Here is a 24,292-nt window from a genome sequence, read left to right as displayed (position 1 = left end):
ACGGGCCACAGCCCCGGCCCCCATTACGCCCCGGCCCCCGAGACGCCCCGACCCGACCGATACCGTCCCCGATACCGTCAAGGAGTGACCGACCAGCCCACCCCCACCACCCCCGCGTCCACGTCCCCCGCGACCCCGCCCTCCGCGTCCACCCCCGCGACCACGCCCCCCGCGTCCCCCACCCCCGCCGGCCCCACCCCCGACCCCCCGGATCTCTTCACCTGGGAGTTCGCGAGCGACCCCTACCCCGCCTACGCATGGCTGCGTGAGCACGCCCCCGTTCATCGGACGCGGCTGCCCAGTGGGGTGGAGGCATGGCTGGTCACGCGGTACGCCGATGCCAAGCAGACGCTCGCCGACAACCGGCTCTCCAAGAACCCGGCCCACCACGACGAGCCGGCCCACGCCAAGGGCAAGACGGGCATCCCCGGTGAGCGCAAGGCCGAGCTCATGACGCATCTGCTCAACATCGACCCGCCGGACCACACCAGGCTGCGCCGGCTGGTCAGCAAGGCGTTCACCCCGCGCCGCGTCGCCGAGTTCGCGCCCCGGGTGCAGGAGCTCACGGACCAGCTCATCGACGGGTTCGCGGGGAAGGGGGAGGCCGACCTCATCCATGAGTTCGCCTTCCCGCTGCCCATCTACGCCATCTGCGACCTGCTGGGCGTCCCTCGTGAGGACCAGGACGACTTCCGGGACTGGGCGGGCATGATGATCCGTCACCAGGGTGGCCCGAGGGGTGGCGTCGCGCGGTCGGTGAAGAAGATGCGCGGCTATCTCGCCGACCTCATCCACCGCAAGCGCGAGGCGCTCCCCGATGCCCCGACCCCCGGAGAGGACCTGATCTCCGGCCTGATCCGCGCCTCGGATCACGGTGAGCACCTCACCGAGAACGAGGCCGCGGCCATGGCGTTCATCCTTCTGTTCGCCGGTTTCGAGACGACCGTGAACCTCATCGGCAACGGCACCTTCGCGCTGCTCACCCACCCCGAGCAGCGCGCCCGTCTTCAGCGCTCGCTGGCCGCCCACGACACCGCCCTGCTGGAGACCGGCGTCGAGGAACTCCTGCGCTACGACGGCCCCGTCGAGCTCGCCACCTGGCGCTTCGCCACCGAACCGCTCACCATCGGCGGGCAGCGCATCGCGGCCGGCGACCCCGTCCTCGTCGTCCTGGCCGCCGCCGACCGGGACCCGGAGCGGTTCGCCGACCCCGATGTCCTCGACCTCGCCCGGCGCGACAACCAGCACCTCGGTTACGGCCACGGCATCCACTACTGTCTCGGCGCCCCGCTCGCCCGCCTGGAGGGCCAGACCGCGCTCGCGACCCTGCTCACCCGCCTCCCCGATCTGCAACTCGCCGTCGACCCTGCCGACTTGCGGTGGCGGGGCGGTCTCATCATGCGAGGCCTGCGCACGCTTCCGGTGGAATTCACCCCAGTTGAGTAGGTCCGTCCACGTCGGCAAACGCGACACGCGCTCATGTCTGTGATCTTCACGTGATCTACGCGGCATTAACTTGTGACAAGTGATCGTCTGCCTATACGTTCACGGATCAACGACGGCGCCCAGGTTTTACGCGCCGCGGTCACTGCTGTCTCGCGAAAGGTCCCCGCATGCTCACCGGGAACGGTCGTCACCGTCGCCCCCGTCAGGCTCCGGCACTCCTCGTCGCGGCCGGCGTGACCGGCTCCGCCATCGCCATTCCGCTCCTCGGCGCCACGGGCGCGAGCGCGGCCGACGGCACGGTCTGGGACAAGGTGGCCGAGTGCGAGAGCGGCGGCTCCTGGAGCGCGGACACCGGCAACGGCCACTACGGCGGACTCCAGCTGACCCAGGACGACTGGGACCGGTACGGCGGCCTCGACTATGCCGAGAGCCCCGACCTGGCGAGCCGTTCTCAGCAGATCGCCGTGGCGCAGAACATCCTCCAGGATCAGGGGACCAGCGCCTGGGGCACCTGCGCCGTGCTCAACGGGCTCACTCAGAAGTCCGGTGCGATCGACCTCGACACAGGTGTCGCGGAGGACTCCCCGTCCGAAGTGTCCGGCTCTTCCGGATTGCTCGATTCGCCCGGGCAGTCGAACTCGGATGACTCGACGGGGTCGTCGAATGATGGTGAATCATCCAGTTCGCCCGATTATTCGGATTCATCCAGCGACTCCTCGGTGTCCGATTCGCCGAGTGGCTCTTCGGGGGCTTCGTCCGAATCCGCTCAGGATTCCGACAGTTCCTCCTCCTCCTCTTCCTCTTCTTCTTCATCGCCTTCGTCCTCTTCGTCGTCTCCGTCGGGCAAGACGGACAGTTCCGTCAAGCCCGACAAGTCAGCCGACGCGAAGCCCACGAAGTCGCCTGACGACTCACCCGGCGAATCGACTGAAAGCGACAAACAGGACAAGTGGCAGCAGGAGCCGGGCTCCTGGAGTCTCGTCGACACCAGCTCGGTGGACGCCGGGTCCGTCGATGTCGGCGCGACAGGCTCCGGGCGTCACCGCGGCGCCAGCGCCGACGAGAGCGAGGGGGTCGAGGGTGCCGCCAAGTCCTCCGGCCGCCACGCCTCGTACAGCGTCCGTCCCGGCGACACTCTCGCGTCCATCGCCGACTCCCTTGACCTCGACGGCGGGTGGCGCGCGCTCTACGACGCGAACAAGGGCGCCATCGGTGCCGACGCCAATGACATCTTCCCCGGTCAGACCCTGGACGTCCCGGCCGAATAAGGGCTGAACAGGGCGAAAAACTGCGGGAGTTCGCGTCATATTTCGCACCTGAATGTCCGTTTTAAAAGCAGTGAGAGATAGATCTCAGAAGCCCTGATCGTCTTTGAAATTCCGCGAATCGCGTGACTACGGTCATGACCGCTCGCCACCAGTGCGAGCCCCGATGGCCGTCACGCCGAATCCTGCCGGCGGCCGTACGGGAACAGTCGTCGCGTCAAGCGCCGTAGGCAGGAGCGGGGGACCCAAGGTTTGCGCCGGGTCCGGCAGTTGAGGTCCTTCGGGGCCACACGGCCGGAACCGGCTCGGGGTGAAGTCGCGCACCAGCGTCAGCGGTGCGCGGCCGGGCAACTCAACCGGCCCGAACCCGACAGCTCACCTCGTAGGCGTCGGTGAGGGGATCCTTCCATGCTGTTTTCCAGCAAGGGCAAGCACCGTCGTCCGTCCAAGGCCGCTCGCGCCGTCGCCGTAGTCGGCGTCACCGGTGCCGCCGCCGTCGCCGCGCCGCTGATGGCCGCCGGCAGCGCCTCGGCCGCCACCGCTTCCGAGTGGGACGCCGTCGCCCAGTGCGAGTCCGGCGGCAACTGGTCGATCAACACCGGCAACGGCTACTACGGCGGTCTGCAGTTCTCCGCCTCCACCTGGGCCGCGTACGGCGGCACCCAGTACGCCGCCACCGCCGACCAGGCCAGCAAGACCCAGCAGATCGAGATCGCCGAGAAGGTCCTCGCCGGGCAGGGCAAGGGTGCCTGGCCGCACTGCGGCACCGGCCTGTCGAGCGCCGCCTACAACGGCTCCTCGTCGAGCGACTCCTCGCAGAGCACCGAGGCCCCGCGTGCCACCGAGGAGCAGCCGGCCTCCCGCTCCGCCGAGCGCCCGGCCGCGGAGAAGAAGAGCACCAAGACCGTCACCACCCCGACCGGCAAGAAGGTCAAGAAGGGTGATGGCGAGTACAAGGTCGCCAAGGGCGACACCCTCAGCTCGATCGCCGCGGACGAGGACGTCAAGGGCGGCTGGGAGAAGCTGTTCCAGCTGAACAAGGACATCGTCGAGGACGCGGACCTGATCTACCCGGGTCAGCAGCTGCACCTGAAGTAAGGCCGCACACCCGCCGCATACGCGTCCCCATGGACTCCCCGCTCCGGTGCGTCTTCCCCCGTACGCACCGGGGCGGGGTTCTTTTGTGGGGTGTTTTTGTTCCGTTCGGAAACAATTCGCTCTCGGTTCTGTCCACGGGGCGGTCGACCGCTGGCCGATCCCCCGGAGCCGGTTAGGCTCGTCCCGCAGCACGCACCGCGGTCTGCGTACAGGCTTCACATCCAAGAAGGAGATGCTCGTGCCGTCCATCGACGTCGTCGTAGCCCGGGAAATCCTGGACTCCCGAGGCAATCCCACGGTCGAGGTCGAGGTCGGCCTCGACGACGGCAGCACGGGTCGTGCCGCCGTCCCGTCCGGCGCCTCCACCGGCGCCTTCGAGGCCATCGAGCTCCGCGACGGTGACCCGAACCGCTACCTCGGCAAGGGCGTCGAGAAGGCCGTCCTCGCCGTCATCGAGCAGATCGGCCCGGAGCTGGTCGGCTACGACGCCACCGAGCAGCGCCTGATCGACCAGGCCATGTTCGACCTGGACGCCACCGACAACAAGGGCTCCCTCGGCGCCAACGCCATCCTCGGCGTCTCGCTCGCCGTCGCCCACGCCGCCTCCGAGGCCAGCGACCTCCCGCTCTTCCGCTACCTGGGCGGCCCGAACGCGCACCTGCTGCCGGTGCCGATGATGAACATCCTGAACGGCGGCTCGCACGCCGACACCAACGTGGACATCCAGGAGTTCATGATCGCCCCCATCGGCGCGGAGTCCTTCTCCGAGGCGCTGCGCTGGGGCGCCGAGGTCTACCACACCCTCAAGAAGGTGCTGAAGCGCAAGGGCCTGAACACCGGCCTCGGCGACGAGGGCGGCTTCGCCCCGAACCTGGACTCCAACCGCGCCGCCCTCGACCTCATCCTCGAGGCCGTCAAGGAGGCCGGCTACACCCCCGGCGAGCAGATCGCCCTGGCGCTCGACGTCGCCGCGTCCGAGTTCTACAAGGACGGCGTCTATGTCTTCGAGGGCAAGAAGCGCTCGGCCGCCGAGATGACGGACTACTACGCGCAGCTCGTCGACGCGTACCCGCTCGTCTCCATCGAGGACCCGCTGTTCGAGGACGACTGGGACGGCTGGAAGACCATCACCGAGCGCCTCGGCGACAAGGTCCAGCTCGTCGGCGACGACCTGTTCGTCACCAACCCCGAGCGTCTGGCCCGTGGCATCGACGAGGGCGCCGCCAACGCCCTGCTGGTGAAGGTCAACCAGATCGGCTCGCTCACCGAGACCCTGGACGCCGTCGAGCTCGCCCAGCGCAACGGCTTCAAGTGCATGATGTCCCACCGCTCCGGCGAGACCGAGGACGTCACCATCGCCGACCTCGCCGTCGCGGTGAACTGCGGCCAGATCAAGACCGGCGCCCCGGCCCGCTCGGACCGCGTCGCCAAGTACAACCAGCTGCTGCGCATCGAGGAGATCCTCGACGACGCCGCGGTGTACGCCGGCCGCAGCGCCTTCCCGCGCTTCAAGGGCTGAGCCGCGACGACTGCGCCGTGAACGCCGCAAGGGCTGAGCCGTAAAGGGTCAATCCTTAGCCAGTCGTACGTACGTCCCCGTACCGGTCCCGTACCGTGTGCGGGGACGTACGCGTGTGAAACGGGAGGCGGGACATGGCCGTCAAGGACCGGGACCGGTTCTCCACCGCGACCAGGATCCGGTTGCTCGGCGAGCAGACGGCTGCCCGCGTCTACCGCTCCCAGACCAAGCGGCAGGCCCGGCGCTCCCGGCTCACCGGACGCGCCGCACTGCTCGCGCTGGTCGTCTGCTCCATGGTCGTGGCGCTCGCCTACCCGATAAGGCAGTACGTCTCCCAGCGCGCCGAGATCGCCGATCTGCAACGGCAGAAGCAGGAGGCCGCCGAGCGGGTCGAGCAGCTGCGCGACACCAAGGCGCGCTGGCAGGACGACGCCTACGCCGAGCAGCGGATCCGGGAGCGGCTGCACTATGTGATGCCCGGGGAGACCGGGTTCATCGTGATCGACCCGGACGCGGCCAAGCAGTCGCGCACCGACCTGGGCGCGGCCGACCGCCCCTGGTACACGAACATCTGGGACGGGGTCGACAAGGCCGACGCCGCCGACCACTGAGACCAGCGAGACCGAGTGACCGATAGAAAGACAGGCATGGAAACGCCCCCGCCGCCCACTCCGCGCACCGAGCCCACCGACACCGACGTCGAGGCATTCAAGCAGCAGCTCGGGCGGCCCCCGCGCGGGCTGCGCGCCATCGCGCACCGGTGCCCGTGCGGGCAGCCCGACGTGGTCGAGACGGCCCCGCGGCTCCCCGACGGCACACCCTTCCCGACGCTGTACTACCTGACGTGCCCCAAGGCGTCGTCGGCGATCGGCACGCTGGAGGCGAACGGCGTGATGAAGGAGATGACCGCGCGGCTGGAGAGTGACCCGGAGCTGGCCGCCGCCTACCGTGCCGCGCACGAGGACTACATCCGGCGCCGGGACGAGATCGAGGAGCTCAAGGGCTTCCCGAGCGCGGGCGGCATGCCGGACCGGGTGAAGTGCCTGCACGTCCTCGTGGCGCACTCCCTGGCCGCCGGGCCCGGAGTCAACCCGCTGGGGGACGAGGCGCTCGCGATGCTGCCGCAGTGGTGGCGCAAGGGCGCCTGCGTGACGCTTGCGGAGAAGTCCGAGGGGGACGACCAGTGAGTCGTGTCGCCGCCATCGACTGCGGTACCAACTCCATCCGGCTCCTCGTCGCCGACGTCGATCCCGCCACCGGGCAACTGGTCGACCTGGACCGCCGTATGACGATCGTCCGGCTCGGCCAGGGGGTCGACCGTACGGGCCGGCTCGCTCCGGAGGCGCTGGAGCGGACCTTCGCCGCGTGCCGGGAGTACGCGGCGATCATCAAGGAGCACGGCGCCGAACGGCTGCGTTTCGTGGCGACCTCCGCCTCGCGGGACGCCGAGAACCGCGACGAGTTCGTGCGTGGAGTCCTGGACATCCTGGGAGTCGAGCCCGAGGTGATCACCGGGGACCAGGAGGCGGAGTTCTCCTTCACCGGCGCGACGAAGGAACTGGCTGGGCGGGACGACCTGCACCGGCCCTACCTGGTCGTGGACATCGGCGGCGGGTCGACCGAGTTCGTGGTCGGCGAGGAGCACGTCCGCGCGGCACGGTCCGTGGACGTCGGCTGTGTGCGGATGACCGAGCGGCACCTGGTGCGCGACGGCGTCGTCAGCGACCCGCCCTCCGCGGAGCAGATCGCGGCGATAAGGGCCGACATCGAGGCGGCCCTCGACCTCGCCGAGGAGACGGTGCCCCTGCGCGAGGCGCGCACGCTGGTGGGACTGGCCGGCTCGGTCACCACGGTGTCGGCGATCGCCCAGGACCTCCCCGAGTACGACTCGGCCCGTATCCACCACTCCCGGATCTCCCACGACCGGGTCCGCGAGATCACCGACTGGCTGGTGCGCTCCACCCATGCGGAGCGCGCGGCCGTACCGTCCATGCACCCGGGGCGCGTCGACGTCATCGCGGCGGGCGCGCTGGTGCTGCTCGCGATCATGGAGCGGATCGGCGCGCAGGAGGTCGTCGTCAGCGAGCACGACATCCTCGACGGCATCGCCTTCAAGGTGGCCGAGGCGCGTTGAGGGCGCTGCCCCACGGCCGGTGCCCGGCGGATCGTCACAGGTTGCGGTAGACGTCCCGCCGGTCGCCCACCTTGACGACGAGGACGACGAGTTCACCTTCGTTGATCTGGTAGGCGACCCGGTAGCTTCCGACCCGGAGCCGGTAGAGGCCCGACGGGCCGGTCAGCTTCTTGACGTCGGCGTCCTGGCGGTACGGGTCGTCACCGAGTGCGGTCAGCGCGGTCAGGATGCGCATGGCGTCGGGTCGGCTGATGTCCCGGAGTTGACGCTGTGCCGCTGTGGTGAACCGGAAGGCGTACTTCACGCCGACTCGCGGTCATGCTCGCTGAACAGGTCTGCCAGCAGTTCCGCCATGGTCACAGTGGGGCCGCCCTCGGCCAGCACCTCTTCGGCCTCGCGCGCCAACAGCACGTCGGCCGCTTCCTCCAGTGCTTCGAAGTCCGAGATCGGCACCACGGCGGCCACCGGGGCGCCATTTCGCGTGATGACGGTCGCGACGCCTTCCTCAGCCCGGTTGATGTGGTCGGCGAGGTGCGCGCGAGCTTCCCGTACGGTCACGCTGTTCTCAGTCATGAGGTCAGTGTACGCGCGCACGTGTACACCAGCCATGCGTCGGGAGTCGCGGTCGGCGCAATGCTCGACGGCATCGCCTTCAAGGTGGCCGAGGGCGCGGAGAGTGCCGGGCTCGGTGGCTGAGCCCGTTGCCGTGTGCGCCGCGCGGATGTGAGACGGCCCCGGTTCCTCGGGCGAGGAGCCGGGGCCGTCCGGTTCGGCCGGGGGCCGTCAGTTGCACAGGAGGACGATGAGGCCGCTGCACCCCCCGTCGTCCCCGTGGCTTGGACTTGCCTTGGCAGCCGTGGCCTTGGTGGCGACGTGAGCGGGTGCGGCCGCGGCGGAGGCGGCCGACGCTGCCCCCAGTGCAAGGGCGATGCCCAGGGCGGCGCCGACAGTGACTATTCGCGAGGTGGCCCGCTTGAGGGCCTGGTGTGTAGTGATCATGGTTGAACGTTATGCACCGTTGTGCGAGGTCTGCTCGTCGAGCGTGCCGACCGGGTGAGCGGGGTGGTCCCGGTCTCCTTTGCTACTGGTCGGTAGCCTTCCGCTGAGCAGGTCGGCTAGCGTGTGAGCGCCCCTGAGGGGGTCTCGTGGGGCCCTTTGCGGCCTCTTCCGAGGGCCCGCTCGAGAAAGTTCGTGAAGTTCTTCACAAGGAATTCGGCCCAGTCGAAGCACGGATGGGGGTCCGTTGACCCTTCCGAGGGGTGAACAGGCCCTTGAACATGTTCAGATGGACGGTGTAGGACGGGTCGAGGACTCCGTCGCCGAGCGGTGTTTCCGACCGCTCACAGGGGGCCCGTCGGACCAGAGAGGCAGCTCACGCGGCATTGACAACGGGTCGTCAGGTACGCCGGTTCCCGTTCGGAGGCATGACCTGGGTCACGCGGGCCGGGGAGTGTAGCACAGCCCCTGGAAGAGCTTGTGAAGGGGCGCACGAGCGACCCCCCTGAGGCGGGTGGATACTCGATGGCATGAGCACCACGGAGCGTCCCAGGATCCTCGTAGTAGGCGGTGGGTACGTAGGCCTGTACGCAGCTCGGCGCATTCTCAAGAAGATGCGCTACGGAGAGGCGACCGTCACGGTCGTCGACCCCCGGTCGTACATGACCTACCAGCCCTTCCTCCCCGAAACCGCCGCCGGCAGCATCTCCCCGCGCCACGTCGTCGTCCCGCTGCGACGCGTGCTGCCCAAGGCGGAGGTTCTCACCGGCCGGGTCACCACCATCGATCAGGACCGCAAGGTCGCCACGATCGCCCCGCTGGTCGGCGAGGCGTACGAGCTGCCCTTCGACTACCTGGTCATCGCGATGGGCGCGGTCTCCCGCACCTTCCCGATCCCCGGCCTCGCCGAGCAGGGCATCGGCATGAAGGGCATCGAGGAGGCCATCGGCCTGCGCAACCACGTCCTCGAGCAGCTCGACAAGGCCGACTCCACCACCGACGAGGAGATCCGCCGCAAGGCGCTCACCTTCGTCTTCATCGGCGGCGGCTTCGCGGGCGCGGAGACCATCGGTGAGGTCGAGGACATGGCCCGCGACGCGGCCAAGTACTACACCAGCGTGTCCCGCGAGGACATGCGGTTCGTCCTCGTCGACGCCGCCGACAAGATCCTCCCCGAGGTCGGCCCCAAGCTCGGCCAGTACGGCAAGGAGCACCTGGAGGCCCGCGGCGTCGAGGTCTACCTCTCCACGTCGATGGACTCCTGCGTCGACGGCCACGTCGTTCTGAAGAACGGCCTCGAGGTCGACTCCAACACGATCGTCTGGACCGCCGGCGTCAAGCCGAACCCGGCCCTGGCCCGCTTCGGCCTGCCCCTCGGCCCCCGCGGTCACGTGGACTGCGAGACGACCCTCCAGGTCAAGGGCACCGACTACATCTGGGCCGCGGGCGACAACGCCCAGGTCCCGGACCTCGTCGGACGCAAGGCGGGCAACGACAACGCCTGGTGCCCGCCGAACGCCCAGCACGCGCTGCGCCAGGCCAAGGTGCTCGGCGACAACGTGATCTCCGGTATGCGGGGCTTCCCGCAGAAGGACTACGAGCACGCCAACAAGGGTGCGGTCGCCGGTCTCGGCCTGCACAAGGGCGTGGCGATGATCGTCATGGGCAAGATGAAGATCAAGCTCAAGGGCCGCCTCGCCTGGTACATGCACCGTGGCTACCACGGCATGGCGATGCCGACCTTCAACCGCAAGATCCGCGTCTTCGCCGACTGGACCCTCGGCATGTTCCTCAAGCGCGAGGTCGTGGCGCTCGGCGCGCTGGAGTCCCCGCGCGAGGAGTTCTACGAGGCCGCCAAGCCGGCGCCGGTCGCCGCCGCGGTCAAGCCGGAGAAGACCGAGGAGAAGGCCAAGGCCTCCTGACCTCGTCCGGTCGCTGAACGAAACCGAAGGACCTCCCGCCATCCGTGGTGCGGGAGGTCCTTCGGCTTCGGCGCCTCCGTAACGGTTGTTTGCCCAGCCATGACGCGCGTGGGGGACTGCGCCCGGCCCCCGCAGGTGTTTACGTGGGGTTGGACATTCCGGGATTCCGCACCCCGGTTCTCGACTTCGCGCGAGCCGGGGGACCCCCATCGGAGGTGTGCGCCATGGCTGACGTCGCGCTGCGGCTACAGGTCCTTCTCGAACAACTGCTGGGAACACCCCTCCCGGTGCGCATCCGCGCCTGGGACGGATCGCAGGCGGGGCCGCCGGGCGCGCCGACACTCGTCGTACGCAACCGCCGCGCCGTGCGCCGACTGCTGTTCAAGCCGGGCGAGCTGGGCCTGGCCCGCGCCTGGGTGGCCGGCGACCTGGACATCGAAGGGGACCTGTACACCGCCCTCGACCTGCTCTCGGGGCTGGTGTGGGAGCGGGGGGAGGACGCCCGCGGTCCGATGGAGCTCCTGCGCGATCCCGAGGCACGCGCCGCCGTACGCGGGCTGGTGCAGCTCGGCGGAATGCCGCTGCCGCCCGCACCGCCGCCCGAGGAGGTGCGCCGACGCGGCCATCTGCACACCAAGCGCAGCGACAAGCGCGCCATCAGCCATCACTACGACGTCGGCAACGACTTCTACGAGATCGTCCTCGGCCCGTCCATGGTGTACTCGTGCGCCTACTGGCCGGCCCCGCCCCCGCTGGGCACTCTGGAGGCCGCCCAGCGCGACAAGCTCGACCTGGTCTGCCGCAAGCTCGACCTCCGACCCGGCATGCGCCTGCTCGACGTCGGCTGCGGCTGGGGCTCCATGGCCATGCACGCGGCCGGCGAGTACGGCGTGAGCGTCGTCGGCATCACGCTCTCCCAGGAACAGGCGGCCTACGCCCGCAAGCGCGTCGCCGACGAGGGACTCACCGACAAGGTGGAGATCCGCGTACAGGACTACCGGGACGTCGCTGACGGGCCGTACGACGCCATCTCCTCCATCGGCATGGCCGAACACGTCGGCGCCGAGCGGTATCTGGAGTACGCCGATGTGCTGTACGGGCTCGTGAAGCCCGGGGGGCGGCTGCTGAACCATCAGATCGGGCGGCGGCCGCAGCGGGACGAAGCCGCGTACCACGTCGACGAGTTCATCGACGCCTACGTCTTCCCGGACGGCGAGCTCCAGCCCGTCGGCGTCACCGTCGCCCAGCTGGAGCGGGCCGGCTTCGAGGTGCGGGACGTGGAGTCGATCCGCGAGCACTACGCGCTGACCCTGCGCCGCTGGGTGGAGAACCTGGAGGCCGGCTGGGACCGGGCGGTGGACCTCACCAGCCCCGGCCGGGCCCGCGTCTGGCGGCTGTACATGGCCGCCTGTGCGCTCGCCTTCGAGCGCAACCGCATCGGCGTCAACCAGGTCCTGGCCGTCAGCACGCCCGAGAGCGGTGACTCCGGGCTGCCGTTGCGCTCCCGCAAGTGGACCACGCCCGAGCGCGGTTGACCGGCACGAGGGAAAAAGGGCCGGGCTCCCCCTGTCGCGGGGAAGCCCGGCCCTTCACATGGGGCGGGACGTGATCACTCGGCCTTGATCGCGTTCAGCATGTTCAGCCGGGCGGCGTTGCGGGCCGGCCACAGCGCGGCCAGGACGCCCACCAGTCCGGCCAGCACCAGGAAGATCCCGATCCGGTCCCAGGGCAGGACCAGCGCGTAGCCCGGGATCTGGTCCGCGAAGGTCTCGCCGATCGCCCAGCCGAGGAACGAGCCGAGGCCGATGCCGACCACCGCGCCGAACACCGAGATGACCACGGCCTCCAGACGGACCATCCGCTTCACCCGGCGCCGGTCGAGACCGATCGCGCGGAGCATGCCGATCTCCTGCTGCCGTTCGAAGACCGACATCGCGAGGGTGTTGACGACTCCGAGCACGGCGATGATCAGGGCCATCGCGAGCAGGCCGTACATGATGTTCAGCAGGGTGTTGATGGCGCCGCCGAACTCGTTGCGGATGTCCTGCCGGTCCATGACCGTGATCGCGGGGTTGTCGCCCAGCGCGTCGATGAGGACCTTCTCGTTCGCCGCGGACTGGCCGCCGTCCACCTTCACGAAGATCTGCTGGATGTACGGCTGCACCTCGTGCGGGTTCACGACCTTCGTGTCGACGAGGACGGGCGAGAGGAACTCGCTGTCCTTGAAGACGGCTCCGACCTCGAGCGTGCCCTTCTTCTCGTCGTTGAACGTGATGGGGACGCTGTCGCCGGGCTTCCAGCCCTTGCTCTTGGCCGTCTTCTCGGCGACCGCGATCTTGCCCTGGGCGAGCGAGTCGATGTTGCCGCTGACGACGTCGACGTTCAGGACCTGCTGGATGTCGCCCGGGGTGACCGCCGAGGCGGACACGTAGTCCTCGTCACCGGCCTGGAAGTAGACGCTCTGCTGCGGCGAGACCGCGGAGACGCCCTTGGCTTTCTCCAGCGCCGTGAGGGCCGACCGGTCGAGGTCCCCGCCGTTCGCCATCGAGACCATGTAGTCGGCCTTGATGTTGTCCGTGGTCATCTTGTCGATGGCCGTGCCGACCGTGATACCGAGCACCGACAGGCCGGTCACCAGGGTCAGACCGATCGCCAGTGCCGAGGCGGTGGCACCGGTACGGCGCGGGTTGCGGACCGCGTTCTGGCCGGCCAGCTTGCCGGACACCCCGAACGGGCCGACGAGCAGCGGACGGACGAGCGCGATCACGGGCCGCGACAGCAGCGGGATCAGGATGATCACACCGATCAGCGCGAAGAACGCGCCCGCCCCGATGTACATCCGGCCGTCTTCGCCGCCGGTCGAGGCACCCAGCACGATCCCGATGGCGCCGAGGGCGGTGATGGCCGCGCCGATGGAGTTGCGCAGCACCAGCGACTTGGTGGTGGCCGCCGCGTGGACGCTGTTCATGGCCGCGACCGGCGGGATCTTCGCGGCCCGGCGGCCGGGCAGCCAGGCGGCGAGCATGGTGATCAGCACACCGACGCTGATCGCGGCGATCACCGGCGTGGCGGACACGATGAGCGGGCCGCCCGGAATCTTCATCTCGAACGCGGCCATCCCGGACCGCAGACCGACCGCGAGCCCGATGCCGAGGACGAAGCCGATCACCGAGGCGACCAGGCCCACCACCGCGGCCTCGGCGAGCACCGAGCGGGTGATCTGCTTGCGCGACGCGCCGACGGCGCGCATCAGGGCGATCTCCTTGGTGCGCTGGGCGACCAGCATCGTGAAGGTGTTGGAGATCAGGAAGATCCCGACGAACAGCGCGATGCCCGCGAAGCCGAGCAGGACCTGCTTGAGCGAGCCCATCCCTTCTTCGATCTGCCGTGCCTGCTCGTCCGCGAGGGCCTGGCCGGTCTGGGCCGCGGCGCTGTCCGGCAGCAGCGGCTCGACCGCGTCCAGGATCTTCGCGTCGTTGGCGCCGGGTTCGGCGGTGACGGTGGCGCTCGCGAAGTAGCCCGGCTTGAGGTACTGCTTCTGGGCGACGGCGGTGTCGAAGAGGACGAGGCTGCCGCCGGCGTTCACGGCGCCGTCCTCGGTGGTGAAGACACCGCTGAGGGTGTACTCCTTCACCGGCCCGTTGGTGGCGACCCGGACCCGGTCGCCGACCTGGTACTCGCCCTTGGCCGCGGAGTCCTTGTCCAGGGCGATCTGATCGTCCTTCACCGGGCCGGAGCCGTCGGTGAACGTGTAGGCGGGGTCCTTGCCGTCCTTGCCCGGGGCGAAGTTGGCGCCCTTGTTGGACCAGCCGACGCCGATCAGCTTCCCGTCGGGGTCGGCCACCCCGGCGAAGCCGTCGACGCGGCCGTACGCGCCGGCGACGCCGTCCACCGCGGCGATCTTGTCGAGGGTCTTGCGGGAGAGGCCGGGCTCTTCCTTGGCGTCGTCGGGGTCGGCGTGCGAGGTGACGGAGACGGCGACGTCGTCGTAGCTCTTCGCCGACTGGTTGCGGAAGGCGTTGGAGAGGGTGTCGGCGAAGACCAGGGTGCCGGAGACGAACGCGACGCCGAGCATGACGGCGAGCACGGTCATCAGGAGCCGGGCCTTGTGCGCGAGTACGTTGCGCAGGGCGGTGCGGAACATCAGCTGGTGCGGCCCTTCGCGTCGAACTGCTTCATGAAGTCGAGCACGTTGTCCGCGGTCGGCCGGTACATCTCGTCGACGATCCGTCCGTCCGCGAGGAACACCACGCGGTCCGCGTACGCCGCGGCCACCGGGTCGTGCGTCACCATCACCACGGTCTGCCCCAACTCCCGAACAGAGTTGCGCAGGAAGCCGAGCACCTCGGCGCCGGAGCGCGAGTCGAGGTTTCCGGTCGGCTCGTCACCGAAGATGATCTCGGGCTTGGAGGCCAGTGCGCGGGCCACGGCCACGCGCTGCTGCTGACCGCCGGAGAGCTGAGCGGGGCGGTGGCTCAGCCGGTCGGCGAGGCCGACCATGCGGATCACCGAGTCCACCCACTGCTTGTCCGGCTTGCGGCCCGCGATGTCCATCGGAAGGGTGATGTTCTCCAGGGCGGTCAACGTGGGGAGCAGGTTGAACGCCTGGAAGATGAAGCCGATCTTGTCCCGGCGCAACTTGGTGAGCTGCTTGTCCTTCAGGGAGCCGAGCTCGGTGTCGCCGATGCGCACCGAACCGGAGGAGAAGGTGTCCAGGCCGGCCACGCAGTGCATCAGCGTGGACTTGCCGGAGCCGGAGGGGCCCATGATCGCGGTGAACTCGGCCTGCCGGAACTCGACGGTGACCCGGTCCAGGGCGACCACCTGGGTCTCGCCCTGTCCGTAGATCTTCGACAGATCCGTGGCACGCGCGGCCACGGCGGTGGTCCGGCCGGCGATGGGTGTGGTGGTCACGAGAGAAACGCTCCTGACGGGGTGACGGTGTGTTCGAAGGACTCATCCATCGTCCTGGCTCGAAGCCGCCATGTAGTCAGTCGCTGTTCCGGTTCCGAAGGCAGACTGCGGATGGACCGGACACGGTCATGTCATACCTGAGGATGACGGGTCCCCTGAGAGACGAGCCCGTCGGGAACAGGTGGAGCGTCCTTGTTCGGACGGTGAAATTCCGTCATTCCGTACGCGCCGATGAGCGCCTCACGTAAGGCTGGTGGCAAGTGCGGATGGCGTGTTCCGGGGGCTGATGCACCCTCAGACGTCAATAAAATAAGACAACATCGGTCCGGCCGTCCGCTGTTCGAGGGATGTCTCCCGATAGGCTCGGAACCTCGATGCGGAGCCCAATGGCCTGCCCAGATGGTGGAATGCAGACACGGCGAGCTTAAACCTCGCTGCCCCTTCGCGGGCGTGCCGGTTCAAGTCCGGCTCTGGGCACTTCCCACGCCACCTCCTCGCCCGACAAGGGTGCATCGACCCTTCAAGAGTTCACACGCGACCGTTGACAGCGGGCAGGTGCGGCCGGAGACTCGCGTCAGAAGATGGTGAATAAAACTTCACTTCGCGAACGACGGTGTACGGCAGAAGGGAACGACCGATGCGCACCACGGTCGGCATCATCGGAGCGGGCCCCGCCGGCCTCCTTCTCGCGCGGCTGCTCCACGGCGCCGGTATCGACTCGGTCGTCCTGGAGAGCCGGGACCGTGCCTACGTCGAGCAACGCCAGCGCGCCGGAATCCTGGAGCAGGGCACGGTGGACGTGCTGCGCGCGGCCGGCGCCGGGGAGCGGATGGACCACGAGGGGCTCCGGCACGACGGCATCGAGCTGCGTTTCGCAAGCAAGCGCCACCGCGTCGACTTCCCCGCCCGCACCGGCGGCCGGTCCGTGATGGTCTACGCCCAGACCGAGGTCTGCAAGGACCTCATCGCCCTGCAGCTCGAGGAGGGCGGCCCGCTGTTGTTCGAGGCGGAGGCGCTGGCGGTGGAAGGCGCGGACACGAGCCGCCCGCGGGTGCGCTTTCGGCACCAGGGCGTCGAGGACGCCCTCGAGTGCGACTACGTCGTCGGCTGCGACGGCTTCCGGGGCGTCTCCCGCCAGGCGATCCCCGCCGAGCTGACCCGCGTCTTCGAGCGGACGTACCCCTTCGCCTGGCTCGGGATCCTCGCCGACGTCGCCCCCTCGCACGACGAGTTGGTCTACGCCCGCCACGACCGCGGCTTCGCCCTGCTGTCCATGCGCTCCCGCTCCGTCTCCCGGCTCTACCTCCAGGTGCCCGAAGGCACCCGAGCCGAGGAGTGGGCCGACGACCGCGTCTGGACGGAGTTGGAGCGCCGCTTCGAGACGGGCGACGGATGGCGGCTCGAACGCGGCCCCGTCACCCAGAAGTCGGTCACGCCCATGCGCTCCTACGTCCACGAGCCCATGCGCCACGGCCGCCTCTTTCTGGCGGGTGACGCAGCCCACATCGTGCCGCCGACCGGCGCCAAGGGACTGAATCTCGCTGTCGGGGACGTCGTCACCTTCGCGCGGGCGTTGATCCACCGGCGGCAGACGGGTTCGGCGGAGCTCCTCGACGCCTACTCCGGGACCTGTCTGCGCCGCGTCTGGCAGGCCGAGCGGTTCTCCTGCGACTTGACGACACTGCTCCACCGTGCCCCCGACGCCACGCCCTTCGAGGACCGGCTCCAGGTGGCGCGGCTGGAGCGGCTCACACAGTCGCGGGCGGCCGAGACGGACCTCGCCGAGGCGTACACGGGGCTTCCGTTCGGGTGACAGGGCGTGTGGTTCGGGGGAGTGATCTCCGATCGATTCCGGCCATGTCGCAGGTTGGTCATGAATGATCCCCTCCGTGGCCGGGAATCACCGAGCCACGTAGCGTGTTGCGCAGCACGACAAGGGAAAGATCCTCCTCAAGCACTAGGGTCAATCCTTTGCCTACCTATTACTCTTGAGCCAAGGCCACGCACGGTGGCCATGGAGGAGTGAAATGAGGAGCAGCAACCCGGTCTTCTCGCGACGGGGGTTCAGCCGCGACAACGGCTACGCGGGCTTCAACGCCGCGCCGCAGGCCGGGGGAGCCGCTGTCGGCACGCAGGGCAACCCCTACGCCCAGCCGCAGGCCGGCAACCCGTACGCGCAGAACCCGTACGCGCAGAACCCTTACGCCCAGCAGGACCAGCAGTACGGCGCGCCGCCGCAGGCCCCGGTCACCGCCGGCCGCATGACGATGGACGACGTCCTCATGCGCACCGGCACCACGCTGGGCGTCCTGATCGTCACGGCCGCCCTCGCCTGGGCGACCCTGCCGGTCGACGACGCCAACATCAGCCGGTCCTACGGCATCGCGATCGGCGCCGGTCTGATCGGCATGGTCCTGGCGCTCGTCCAGTCCTTCAAGCGCAAGGCCTCGCCCGCGCTGATCCTGGCGTACGCCGCGTTCGAGGGCGTGTTCCTCGGCGTGGTCTCCAGCGTCGTCGACAACCGCATCGCCAGCGGTGCGGCCATGCAGGCGGTGCTCGGCACGATGGCGGTATTCGCCGCGGTGCTGGTGGCGTACAAGGCGGGCTGGATCCGCGTCAACCGCCGGTTCGTCGGCTTCGTGATGGCAGCCGCCCTCGGCTTCATCGTCCTGATGGCGATCAACCTGCTGTTCGCGGTCTTCGGCGGCGGTGACGGTCTCGGCTTCCGCAGCGGCCCGCTCGGCATCGTCTTCGGTGTCATCGGCATCCTGCTCGGCGCCTGCTTCCTCGCCCTGGACTTCAAGCAGGTCGAGGACGGCATCGCCTACGGCGCTCCGCGCGAGGAGTCCTGGCTGGCGGCCTTCGGTCTCACGATGACGCTGGTCTGGATCTACATGGAGTTCCTGAGGATCATCGCGATCCTCAACAGCAACGACTAGTCGGCCGCGACCAGCCGTCGACGGCCACGCGAAAGGGCCCCGGGTTCGTCCCGGGGCCCTTCGTCGTCTGCGCGCGCCTGGACTAGAGGAATTTGCGCGCCGCCCTCCTCAGGTCGTACTCATGGACGATCGCCTTCGCGTGGCCGTACGCGAGGTCGTATTCGTGGCGAAGCCAGCTGACCTTCTCCTCGAAGCGGAAGAGAGCCGGTCCTTCTTCCACGGTGCGCAGCCAGTCGGAGACTTCACGACCGGTGCAGTGGGGGATGCGGGCGAGCATGTTGCGGTGGGTCTCCTCGGAGAGGACGTGGGACATCGGCGCCTCCGGACGCAAAGGGGATGTAAGCCGGTCCTTCAGGTCACCGTGCCTGAGCGCCCGCCGGTTGGCAACAGTCGCGTACGCTCACGGCGTGGTTGATACGACGCCTCTGACTCGTGCCGTTGATCATTTCGCTGATCGTTTGCGGGCCGCACCGCAGAGCCGGCTGCAAAGAAGTGCGGCTTCGGAGGCGCTGGGACTGGCCAGAGAGTTGGCGCGCAGGGCCCAGGAGCTGGAGGCGCCCGGAGTCGAGCCCCGGGTGATGCCCGATGCCGGGATGTTCGCCGCGGCGGACCAAGTCACGGTCGCCGTGCACGACTTGGCGACGGTGATCGAGACCGACGCCGAGGTTCTGGACGCGGTGCGGCTGGTGGAGGAGGCGCAGAAGCGGGCCGGGGTCTGAACCCCGGGCGCCCCAGGGTCTGATCCGAACGACGGGCCCTAGAGGGACGCTATGACCCGGTCGGCCAGGATGTAGACGTTCTCCCCGCCGCAGGCGAAGGTCAGCGTGTAGGCGCCGGAGATTCCCGAGCCGCCCAGCAGCACCGGCGTCTCGCCCGCGCGCAGGGCCGCCGCCAGACGTTCCGCGGTCTCGCGGTGGCCCGGCGTCATGCACAGCGTGGTGCCGTCGGCGAAGACGTAGACGTCGAGCGTGCCGAGCGGGCCCGGGCGGACGTCGGTCAGTTCGGTGGCGGACGCGGCCAGCTCCTCGAGGGTGGCCACCGTACGCTCGTGATCGTTCACGGCCGGTGAGGAGACCGGGACGAAGTCCGGGTGGGAGGGGTGGCGCCGACGGGCCGCGGCCAGCTCGGGGGACTCGCTGGGGGTGCCGCCCTGGACGAAGTCCTTGGTGGAGAACTCCTCGGCGTCCGCGCTCGGCTCCGCCACCGGCTCCAGGTGCTCCAGACCCACGAGATCGGCCTGCCGGGGCAGGAACAGCTCGCTGTCGGACAGACCCAGCAGGGTGGGCGCGTCGGAGGCGTCACGGGTCTCCTGGGCGGCCCAGAAGGCGCGGGCCTCGGCGAGCTCCCGCTCGCGTTCCTCGGCCAGCGCCTCCGCCACCGCGGCGCGTATCTCATCGGCGTCGGCGGAGGTGCGGGCAGGCGGGACGAGACCGCGGGTCGCGGTCGCGTTGCTCTGTGCCAGCTCGGTGTGCAGAGCCGCGACCTGTCGACGCAGCACCATGAGGGTGCGCAGGACGGCGACGCCCACGGCGCCGGTGGCGGCCGTGATGACCAGCAGGGCGATCGGCATGGCGCTCACTGACGTACTCCCGGTTCAAAGTCGACCCCCGACTTCCTACATCAGCTTGAAGGGCGGACTATCCAGCTGTCAGTGCGTAACGTCACGAACCGGACAGGTCTTTGGGCCTGGGGTTCGGTCGTGCAACGGCTCTGAGCTGCTTGAATCCCTCCGCGGAGGGAGATAGGTCACATCCTGGGGGAGATTGGATCACAAAACGGCCCAGAACCAAGGGGTTTCCCGGGTTCTGGGCCGTAGCCTCACGCAGGGTCGTGAGTCGGCTACTCAGGGGGTTGATTCGGTGCTTCAGCTCAGGCGCTCGATGACCATGGCCATGCCCTGGCCACCGCCGACGCACATCGTCTCCAGGCCGAACTGCTTGTCGTGGAACTGGAGGGAGTTGATGAGCGTGCCGGTGATGCGGGCGCCGGTCATGCCGAAGGGGTGGCCGACGGCGATGGCGCCGCCGTTGACGTTCAGCTTGTCCAGGTCGATGCCGAGGTCGCGGTAGGAGGGGATCACCTGGGCGGCGAACGCCTCGTTGATCTCGACCAGGTCGATGTCGTCGATGGTGAGGCCGGCGCGGCTCAGGGCCTGCTTGCTGGCCTCGACCGGGCCGAGGCCCATGATCTCGGGGGACAGGCCCGAGACGCCGGTGGAGACGATGCGGGCGAGCGGGGTGAGGCCGAGCTCGCGGGCCTTGGTGTCGGACATGATCACGACCGCGGCGGCGCCGTCGTTCAGCGGGCAGCAGTTGCCGGCGGTGACGAGGCCGTCGGGGCGGAAGACCGGCTTCAGGCCGGCGACGCCCTCCAGGGTGACGCCCGCGCGGGGGCCGTCGTCCTTGGCGACGACCGTGCCGTCGGGGAGGGTCACCGGGGTGATCTCGCGCTCCCAGAAGCCGTTCTTGATGGCTTCCTCGGCGAGGTTCTGGGAGCGGACGCCGAACTCGTCCATGTCCTGGCGGGTGACGCCCTTGGAGCGGGCGAGGTTCTCGGCGGTCTGGCCCATCGCGATGTAGGCGTCCGGCACGAGGCCGTCCTCGCGCGGGTCGTGCCAGGTCGTGCCCTCCTGCTGGGCGACAGCCGCGGTGCGGGCCTCGGCTTCCGCGAAGAACGGGTTGTGGGTGTCCGGCAGGCTGTCGGAGTTGCCCTTGGCGAAGCGGGAGACCATCTCGACGCCGGCCGAGATGAAGACGTCGCCCTCGCCGGCCTTGATGGCGTGCAGGGCCATGCGGGAGGTCTGCAGGGACGAGGAGCAGTACCGGGTGATGGTGCAGCCCGGGAGGTGGTCCATGCCCATCTGGACGGCGACGATACGGCCGAGGTTGTTCCCCTGCTCGCCGCCGGGGAGGCCGCAGCCGAGCATCAGGTCGTCGATGTCGCGCGGGTCCAGCTCGGGGACCTTGGCGAGGGCGGCCTGGATGATCGTGGCGGTGAGGTCGTCCGGGCGCAGGTCCTTCAGGGAGCCCTTGAAGGCACGGCCTATGGGGGAGCGGGCGGTCGAGACGATCACGGCTTCGGGCATCACGGCTCCAGTCAAAGGGTGCAGGGCTGTGAGGGAAGTTACCCGTACGTATTGACCGGGTCACTGGTGTGGCGGTGTGACCCTGGCCGCAGTTTTCTAAGCGCTTGCTTGGTCGCGCGGTTGCCTGGTCCTCCGTCGGGCGGTGCCGTGCGGCGCCCGGTCCTCCGGCGTATGAGGGTGGGGAAGGACCCCACCCTCATACGCCGGACGGGCTGGTGGGTGACGGCTCGCTCTCTCCCAGCCTCCGCCTGCGCCGGCGCTTGAGCAACGCCCATGGACCCTTCGGACCCGTCGGCATCGCCGCCGTGACCTCCGTGCCCGCCTCCGACGCGGCCTCCGCAGCCGCCCGGGCGACCGGCAGGAAGCCCTCGCGACGGGTGACGTCGGGACGCTCCTCCTCGGCCGGCCACAGCCCCAGCGCAGCGCAGACCGTCGGCAGGACCGCCATCGCCGCGGTGGCGTAGCCCTCGGCCGAGGGGTGGTAGTTGTCCGGGCCGAACAGCTCGCGTGGGTTCGCCGCGAACTCCGGACCGAGCAGATCGCCCAGCGACACCGTGCGCCCGCCCTGCTCGACGACGCCGATCGTCTGGGCCGCCGCCAGCTGACGCGACGCCCGCCGAGCCAGCCAGCGCAGCGGCTGCTGCACCGGCTCGATCGTGCCCAGGTCGGGACACGTGCCGACCACCACCTCCGCGCCTGCCGTGCGCAGCCGCCGGACCGCCGAGGACAGGTGACGGACCGAGCGGGTCGGCGGCATCCGGTTCGTCACGTCGTTCGCGCCCACCATGATCACGCAGATGTCGGGCGTCAGCGCGGGGTCCGCGAGCAGGAGGGCCACCTGGCGGTCCAGGTCGTCGGAGCGGGCGCCCGGGAGGGCCACATTGCGCAGCAGCACCGGCCGCTCCGCCACCGCCGCCAGCCCGGACGCCAGCAGCGCCCCCGGCGTCTGCCCCGCCCGGTGCACGCCCTGCCCGGCGGCCGTGGAGTCACCGAGCAGCGTCAGCCGCAGCGGTGCCTCTGAGGCGGTGCCGTACAGATGGCCGTAGCGGCCGTCCGCGTTCGGCACGTGGTTGGTCGTCCCGTTGCCCACATGGCGCCTGGCCAGTCGCACCTCGGCGAGGAGCAGACCGACGGCCGCCGCACCGACCAGCCCGATCCCGCCCCCGCCGTACGCGGCGCCCGCCGCGATCCGCCGGGCCACCCGCGCCCTCGACATGCTCGTCATGCGTCGCCGCCACCTCCTCATAGCCGTACATCAACTGCTTGCCCCGCACGGACCGTGGCCCAATCCCGACGAGGAGTGAACGACCGTCATGGGCCCCGTGCAGGCCATAGGCTGGCGGAACACTACGACCATTTCTTTTGCAGCATCCGGAGACAACGGTGCATTTCCACGACTCGATGATCAGCCTCGTCGGCAACACCCCGCTGGTGAGGCTCAACAACGTGACCAAGGGCATCCGGGCGACCGTCCTGGCCAAGGTGGAGTACTTCAACCCGGGCGGATCCGTGAAGGACCGCATCGCTCTGCGCATGATCGAGGCCGCGGAGGAGAGCGGTGCGCTCAAGCCCGGCGGCACCATCGTCGAGCCGACCAGCGGCAACACCGGCGTCGGGCTCGCGATCGTGGCTCAGCAGAAGGGGTACAAGTGCATCTTCGTGTGCCCCGACAAGGTGAGCACGGACAAGATCAATGTGCTGCGGGCGTACGGGGCCGAAGTGGTGGTCTGCCCGACCGCCGTCGACCCGGAGCACCCGGACTCCTACTACAACGTCTCCGACCGGCTGGTGCGTGAGACGCCGGGCGCCTGGAAGCCGGACCAGTACTCCAACCCCAACAACCCGCTCTCCCACTACCACTCCACCGGCCCCGAGCTGTGGGAGCAGACCGAGGGGAAGATCACCCACTTCGTGGCGGGCGTGGGCACGGGCGGCACCATCTCCGGCACCGGCCGCTATCTGAAGGACGCCAGCGACGGCAAGGTACAGGTGATCGGCGCGGACCCCGAGGGCTCGGTGTACTCGGGGGGCTCCGGGCGGCCGTACCTCGTCGAGGGCGTCGGTGAGGACTTCTGGCCGACCGCCTACGACCGGACCGTCGCCGACGAGATCGTGGCCGTGTCCGACAAGGACTCCTTCCAGATGACCCGGCGCCTCGCCAAGGAGGAGGGCCTGCTGGTCGGCGGCTCCTGCGGCATGGCCGTCGTGGCGGCGCTGGAGGTCGCCGAGCGGCTCGGCCCCGACGACGTCGTGGTGGTGCTGCTGCCGGACAGCGGCCGTGGCTATCTCAGCAAGATCTTCAACGACGAGTGGATGGCCGACTACGGCTTCCTCGAGGACGAGGGCCCCAGCGCCCGCGTCGGTGACGTCCTCAACGACAAGGAGCACGGCGCCATCCCGTCCCTCGTCCACATGCACCCGGACGAGACGGTGGGTCAGGCCATCGAGGTGCTGCGCGAGTACGGTGTCTCGCAGATGCCGATCGTGAAGCCGGGCGCCGGACACCCGGACGTCATGGCCGCGGAGGTCGTCGGGTCCGTCGTCGAACGGGAGCTGCTCGACGCGCTGTTCACCAAGAAGGCCTCGCTCGAGGACCCGCTGGAGAAGCACATGTCGGCCCCGCTGCCGCAGGTCGGCTCGGGTGAGCCGGTCGCGGACCTGATGTCCGTGCTGGGCGCGGCCGACGCGGCGATCGTCCTGGTCGAGGGCAAGCCGACCGGGGTCATCAGCCGGCAGGACCTGCTGGCCTTCCTCGCCAAGGGCGGGAAGTAGCGCCGAAAGCGCGCCCAAAACCGGTGCCGAACCCCCGCCCAAATCGGTGCCGAACCCGCGCCCAACCGGTGCCGAACCCGCGCCGAACCGGTGGTGAACGGGCGCTGGACGGGGCGAACTTGGGATGACCGGGGCCGCTCGGACCGTCGCGCAACCGGTACGAGCGTGTCACGTTCACGCAGCACCGGCTTAACACGGGTCC

Annotated in this window: 22 protein-coding genes, 1 tRNA gene and 1 riboswitch; of the genes, 14 read left to right on the top strand and 9 right to left on the bottom strand. The window is 69.4% G+C overall.

The window, feature by feature from the left end; translation table 11 throughout:
- Window positions 1–84: 84 nt before the first annotated feature.
- The 7 genes from ACHBTE_RS22165 to ACHBTE_RS22135 all read left to right on the top strand — a co-directional run bounded on the left by ACHBTE_RS22165 (window position 85) and on the right by ACHBTE_RS22135 (window position 7,462).
- Window positions 85–1,446: a cytochrome P450 gene (locus ACHBTE_RS22165; RefSeq protein ID WP_394725744.1), complete on the top strand. Its 1,362-nt coding sequence runs from the start codon at window positions 85–87 to the stop codon at window positions 1,444–1,446.
- 167 nt (window positions 1,447–1,613) lie between these two features.
- The gene (locus ACHBTE_RS22160) at window positions 1,614–2,714 is read left to right on the top strand and encodes a transglycosylase family protein (RefSeq protein ID WP_394725743.1); all 1,101 of its coding nucleotides are present in this window, start codon (window positions 1,614–1,616) and stop codon (window positions 2,712–2,714) included.
- A gap of 209 nt (window positions 2,715–2,923) precedes the next feature.
- Window positions 2,924–3,115, top strand: a riboswitch (cyclic di-AMP (ydaO/yuaA leader).
- Window positions 3,116–3,119: 4 nt separating this feature from the next.
- Window positions 3,120–3,809: a transglycosylase family protein gene (locus ACHBTE_RS22155; RefSeq protein WP_394725742.1), complete on the top strand. Its 690-nt coding sequence runs from the start codon at window positions 3,120–3,122 to the stop codon at window positions 3,807–3,809.
- A 238-nt stretch (window positions 3,810–4,047) separates the two neighbouring features.
- Window positions 4,048–5,328: a phosphopyruvate hydratase gene (gene eno / locus ACHBTE_RS22150; RefSeq protein WP_394725741.1), complete on the top strand. Its 1,281-nt coding sequence runs from the start codon at window positions 4,048–4,050 to the stop codon at window positions 5,326–5,328.
- Between the two features lie 134 nt (window positions 5,329–5,462).
- A complete protein-coding gene (locus ACHBTE_RS22145) occupies window positions 5,463–5,939 on the top strand; it encodes a septum formation initiator family protein (protein WP_394725740.1) in 477 nt (158 codons plus the stop codon).
- Window positions 5,940–5,975: 36 nt separating this feature from the next.
- Window positions 5,976–6,515 (top strand): DUF501 domain-containing protein, encoded by a 540-nt coding sequence (locus ACHBTE_RS22140; protein WP_394725739.1) that lies wholly within the window; start codon window positions 5,976–5,978, stop codon window positions 6,513–6,515.
- On the top strand, window positions 6,512–7,462 hold the full coding sequence (locus ACHBTE_RS22135; protein WP_394725738.1) for an exopolyphosphatase: 951 nt from the start codon (window positions 6,512–6,514) through the stop codon (window positions 7,460–7,462). Before ACHBTE_RS22140 ends, ACHBTE_RS22135 begins: the two co-directional genes overlap by 4 nt.
- Window positions 7,463–7,496: 34 nt before the next feature.
- Here ACHBTE_RS22135 and ACHBTE_RS22130 read toward each other — a convergent pair whose 3' ends face one another.
- From ACHBTE_RS22130 to ACHBTE_RS22120, 3 genes are all read right to left on the bottom strand, one after another.
- On the bottom strand, window positions 7,497–7,766 hold the full coding sequence (locus ACHBTE_RS22130) for a type II toxin-antitoxin system RelE/ParE family toxin (protein WP_394725737.1): 270 nt from the start codon (window positions 7,764–7,766) through the stop codon (window positions 7,497–7,499).
- Window positions 7,763–8,035 (bottom strand): type II toxin-antitoxin system Phd/YefM family antitoxin, encoded by a 273-nt coding sequence (locus ACHBTE_RS22125; RefSeq protein ID WP_394725736.1) that lies wholly within the window; start codon window positions 8,033–8,035, stop codon window positions 7,763–7,765. The genes ACHBTE_RS22130 and ACHBTE_RS22125 overlap by 4 nt, the downstream gene beginning before the upstream one ends.
- A gap of 210 nt (window positions 8,036–8,245) precedes the next feature.
- Window positions 8,246–8,461 (bottom strand): hypothetical protein, encoded by a 216-nt coding sequence (locus ACHBTE_RS22120; RefSeq protein WP_394725735.1) that lies wholly within the window; start codon window positions 8,459–8,461, stop codon window positions 8,246–8,248.
- Window positions 8,462–8,988: 527 nt separating this feature from the next.
- On the opposite strand from ACHBTE_RS22120, the gene ACHBTE_RS22115 reads away from it, so the two are divergent.
- On the top strand, window positions 8,989–10,380 hold the full coding sequence (locus tag ACHBTE_RS22115; protein ID WP_394725734.1) for an NAD(P)/FAD-dependent oxidoreductase: 1,392 nt from the start codon (window positions 8,989–8,991) through the stop codon (window positions 10,378–10,380).
- Window positions 10,381–10,604: 224 nt separating this feature from the next.
- Window positions 10,605–11,915, top strand: coding sequence for a class I SAM-dependent methyltransferase (locus ACHBTE_RS22110; protein ID WP_394725733.1), 1,311 nt, complete (start codon window positions 10,605–10,607; stop codon window positions 11,913–11,915).
- A 74-nt stretch (window positions 11,916–11,989) separates the two neighbouring features.
- Here the strand turns inward: ACHBTE_RS22110 and ACHBTE_RS22105 are convergent, their stop codons facing one another.
- Together ACHBTE_RS22105 and ACHBTE_RS22100 are read right to left on the bottom strand one after the other, a co-directional pair.
- Window positions 11,990–14,524, bottom strand: a complete 2,535-nt coding sequence (locus tag ACHBTE_RS22105) for an ABC transporter permease (protein WP_394725732.1) — start codon at window positions 14,522–14,524, stop codon at window positions 11,990–11,992.
- On the bottom strand, window positions 14,524–15,294 hold the full coding sequence (locus tag ACHBTE_RS22100; RefSeq protein WP_394725731.1) for an ABC transporter ATP-binding protein: 771 nt from the start codon (window positions 15,292–15,294) through the stop codon (window positions 14,524–14,526). Before ACHBTE_RS22100 ends, ACHBTE_RS22105 begins: the two co-directional genes overlap by 1 nt.
- A 393-nt stretch (window positions 15,295–15,687) precedes the next feature.
- Between ACHBTE_RS22100 and ACHBTE_RS22095 the strand changes: the two genes are divergently transcribed.
- The 3 genes from ACHBTE_RS22095 to ACHBTE_RS22085 all read left to right on the top strand — a co-directional run bounded on the left by ACHBTE_RS22095 (window position 15,688) and on the right by ACHBTE_RS22085 (window position 18,233).
- A tRNA-Leu gene (locus ACHBTE_RS22095) sits at window positions 15,688–15,771 on the top strand.
- 160 nt (window positions 15,772–15,931) lie between these two features.
- Window positions 15,932–17,107, top strand: coding sequence for a 4-hydroxybenzoate 3-monooxygenase (locus ACHBTE_RS22090; RefSeq protein WP_394725730.1), 1,176 nt, complete (start codon window positions 15,932–15,934; stop codon window positions 17,105–17,107).
- A 214-nt stretch (window positions 17,108–17,321) separates the two neighbouring features.
- Window positions 17,322–18,233, top strand: coding sequence for a Bax inhibitor-1/YccA family protein (locus tag ACHBTE_RS22085; RefSeq protein WP_394725729.1), 912 nt, complete (start codon window positions 17,322–17,324; stop codon window positions 18,231–18,233).
- An 82-nt stretch (window positions 18,234–18,315) separates the two neighbouring features.
- On the opposite strand, the gene ACHBTE_RS22080 is transcribed toward ACHBTE_RS22085, so the two are convergent.
- Window positions 18,316–18,546: a DUF4287 domain-containing protein gene (locus ACHBTE_RS22080; RefSeq protein WP_095753563.1), complete on the bottom strand. Its 231-nt coding sequence runs from the start codon at window positions 18,544–18,546 to the stop codon at window positions 18,316–18,318.
- A gap of 94 nt (window positions 18,547–18,640) precedes the next feature.
- Between ACHBTE_RS22080 and ACHBTE_RS22075 the strand changes: the two genes are divergently transcribed.
- The gene (locus ACHBTE_RS22075; protein WP_394725728.1) at window positions 18,641–18,952 is read left to right on the top strand and encodes a hypothetical protein; all 312 of its coding nucleotides are present in this window, start codon (window positions 18,641–18,643) and stop codon (window positions 18,950–18,952) included.
- A gap of 38 nt (window positions 18,953–18,990) precedes the next feature.
- Here ACHBTE_RS22075 and ACHBTE_RS22070 read toward each other — a convergent pair whose 3' ends face one another.
- The 3 genes from ACHBTE_RS22070 to ACHBTE_RS22060 form a co-directional block, all read right to left on the bottom strand.
- The gene (locus tag ACHBTE_RS22070; RefSeq protein WP_394725813.1) at window positions 18,991–19,803 is read right to left on the bottom strand and encodes a hypothetical protein; all 813 of its coding nucleotides are present in this window, start codon (window positions 19,801–19,803) and stop codon (window positions 18,991–18,993) included.
- A gap of 294 nt (window positions 19,804–20,097) precedes the next feature.
- Window positions 20,098–21,318, bottom strand: a complete 1,221-nt coding sequence (locus ACHBTE_RS22065) for an acetyl-CoA C-acetyltransferase (RefSeq protein WP_394725727.1) — start codon at window positions 21,316–21,318, stop codon at window positions 20,098–20,100.
- 196 nt (window positions 21,319–21,514) lie between these two features.
- Window positions 21,515–22,543 carry an SGNH/GDSL hydrolase family protein gene (locus ACHBTE_RS22060; RefSeq protein WP_394725726.1) on the bottom strand — a complete coding sequence of 343 codons (1,029 nt, stop codon included), beginning with the start codon at window positions 22,541–22,543 and terminating at the stop codon, window positions 21,515–21,517.
- 158 nt (window positions 22,544–22,701) lie between these two features.
- Between ACHBTE_RS22060 and ACHBTE_RS22055 the strand changes: the two genes are divergently transcribed.
- Window positions 22,702–24,090, top strand: coding sequence for a cystathionine beta-synthase (locus ACHBTE_RS22055; RefSeq protein ID WP_394725725.1), 1,389 nt, complete (start codon window positions 22,702–22,704; stop codon window positions 24,088–24,090).
- Window positions 24,091–24,292 lie beyond the last annotated feature (202 nt).

It is taken from the genome of Streptomyces sp. M41 (genome assembly GCF_043673425.1).
Taxonomy (GTDB): Bacteria; Actinomycetota; Actinomycetes; order Streptomycetales; family Streptomycetaceae; genus Streptomyces.
This window is presented reverse-complemented; position numbering and strand designations above follow the sequence as displayed.

What these genes read in the sequence shown, in the direction of transcription:
- ACHBTE_RS22160 (WP_394725743.1), top strand. Translation starts at nt 1,614, where the DNA reads ATGCTCACCGGGAACGGTCGTCACCGTCGCCCCCGTCAGGCTCCGGCA.
- ACHBTE_RS22155 (WP_394725742.1), top strand. Translation starts at nt 3,120, where the DNA reads ATGCTGTTTTCCAGCAAGGGCAAGCACCGTCGTCCGTCCAAGGCCGCT.
- ACHBTE_RS22145 (WP_394725740.1), top strand. Translation starts at nt 5,463, where the DNA reads ATGGCCGTCAAGGACCGGGACCGGTTCTCCACCGCGACCAGGATCCGG.
- ACHBTE_RS22140 (WP_394725739.1), top strand. Translation starts at nt 5,976, where the DNA reads ATGGAAACGCCCCCGCCGCCCACTCCGCGCACCGAGCCCACCGACACC.
- ACHBTE_RS22125 (WP_394725736.1), bottom strand. Translation starts at nt 8,035, where the DNA reads ATGACTGAGAACAGCGTGACCGTACGGGAAGCTCGCGCGCACCTCGCC.
- ACHBTE_RS22120 (WP_394725735.1), bottom strand. Translation starts at nt 8,461, where the DNA reads ATGATCACTACACACCAGGCCCTCAAGCGGGCCACCTCGCGAATAGTC.
- ACHBTE_RS22115 (WP_394725734.1), top strand. Translation starts at nt 8,989, where the DNA reads ATGAGCACCACGGAGCGTCCCAGGATCCTCGTAGTAGGCGGTGGGTAC.
- ACHBTE_RS22110 (WP_394725733.1), top strand. Translation starts at nt 10,605, where the DNA reads ATGGCTGACGTCGCGCTGCGGCTACAGGTCCTTCTCGAACAACTGCTG.
- ACHBTE_RS22105 (WP_394725732.1), bottom strand. Translation starts at nt 14,524, where the DNA reads ATGTTCCGCACCGCCCTGCGCAACGTACTCGCGCACAAGGCCCGGCTC.
- ACHBTE_RS22090 (WP_394725730.1), top strand. Translation starts at nt 15,932, where the DNA reads ATGCGCACCACGGTCGGCATCATCGGAGCGGGCCCCGCCGGCCTCCTT.
- ACHBTE_RS22085 (WP_394725729.1), top strand. Translation starts at nt 17,322, where the DNA reads ATGAGGAGCAGCAACCCGGTCTTCTCGCGACGGGGGTTCAGCCGCGAC.
- ACHBTE_RS22080 (WP_095753563.1), bottom strand. Translation starts at nt 18,546, where the DNA reads ATGTCCCACGTCCTCTCCGAGGAGACCCACCGCAACATGCTCGCCCGC.
- ACHBTE_RS22070 (WP_394725813.1), bottom strand. Translation starts at nt 19,803, where the DNA reads ATGCCGATCGCCCTGCTGGTCATCACGGCCGCCACCGGCGCCGTGGGC.
- ACHBTE_RS22065 (WP_394725727.1), bottom strand. Translation starts at nt 21,318, where the DNA reads ATGCCCGAAGCCGTGATCGTCTCGACCGCCCGCTCCCCCATAGGCCGT.
- ACHBTE_RS22060 (WP_394725726.1), bottom strand. Translation starts at nt 22,543, where the DNA reads ATGACGAGCATGTCGAGGGCGCGGGTGGCCCGGCGGATCGCGGCGGGC.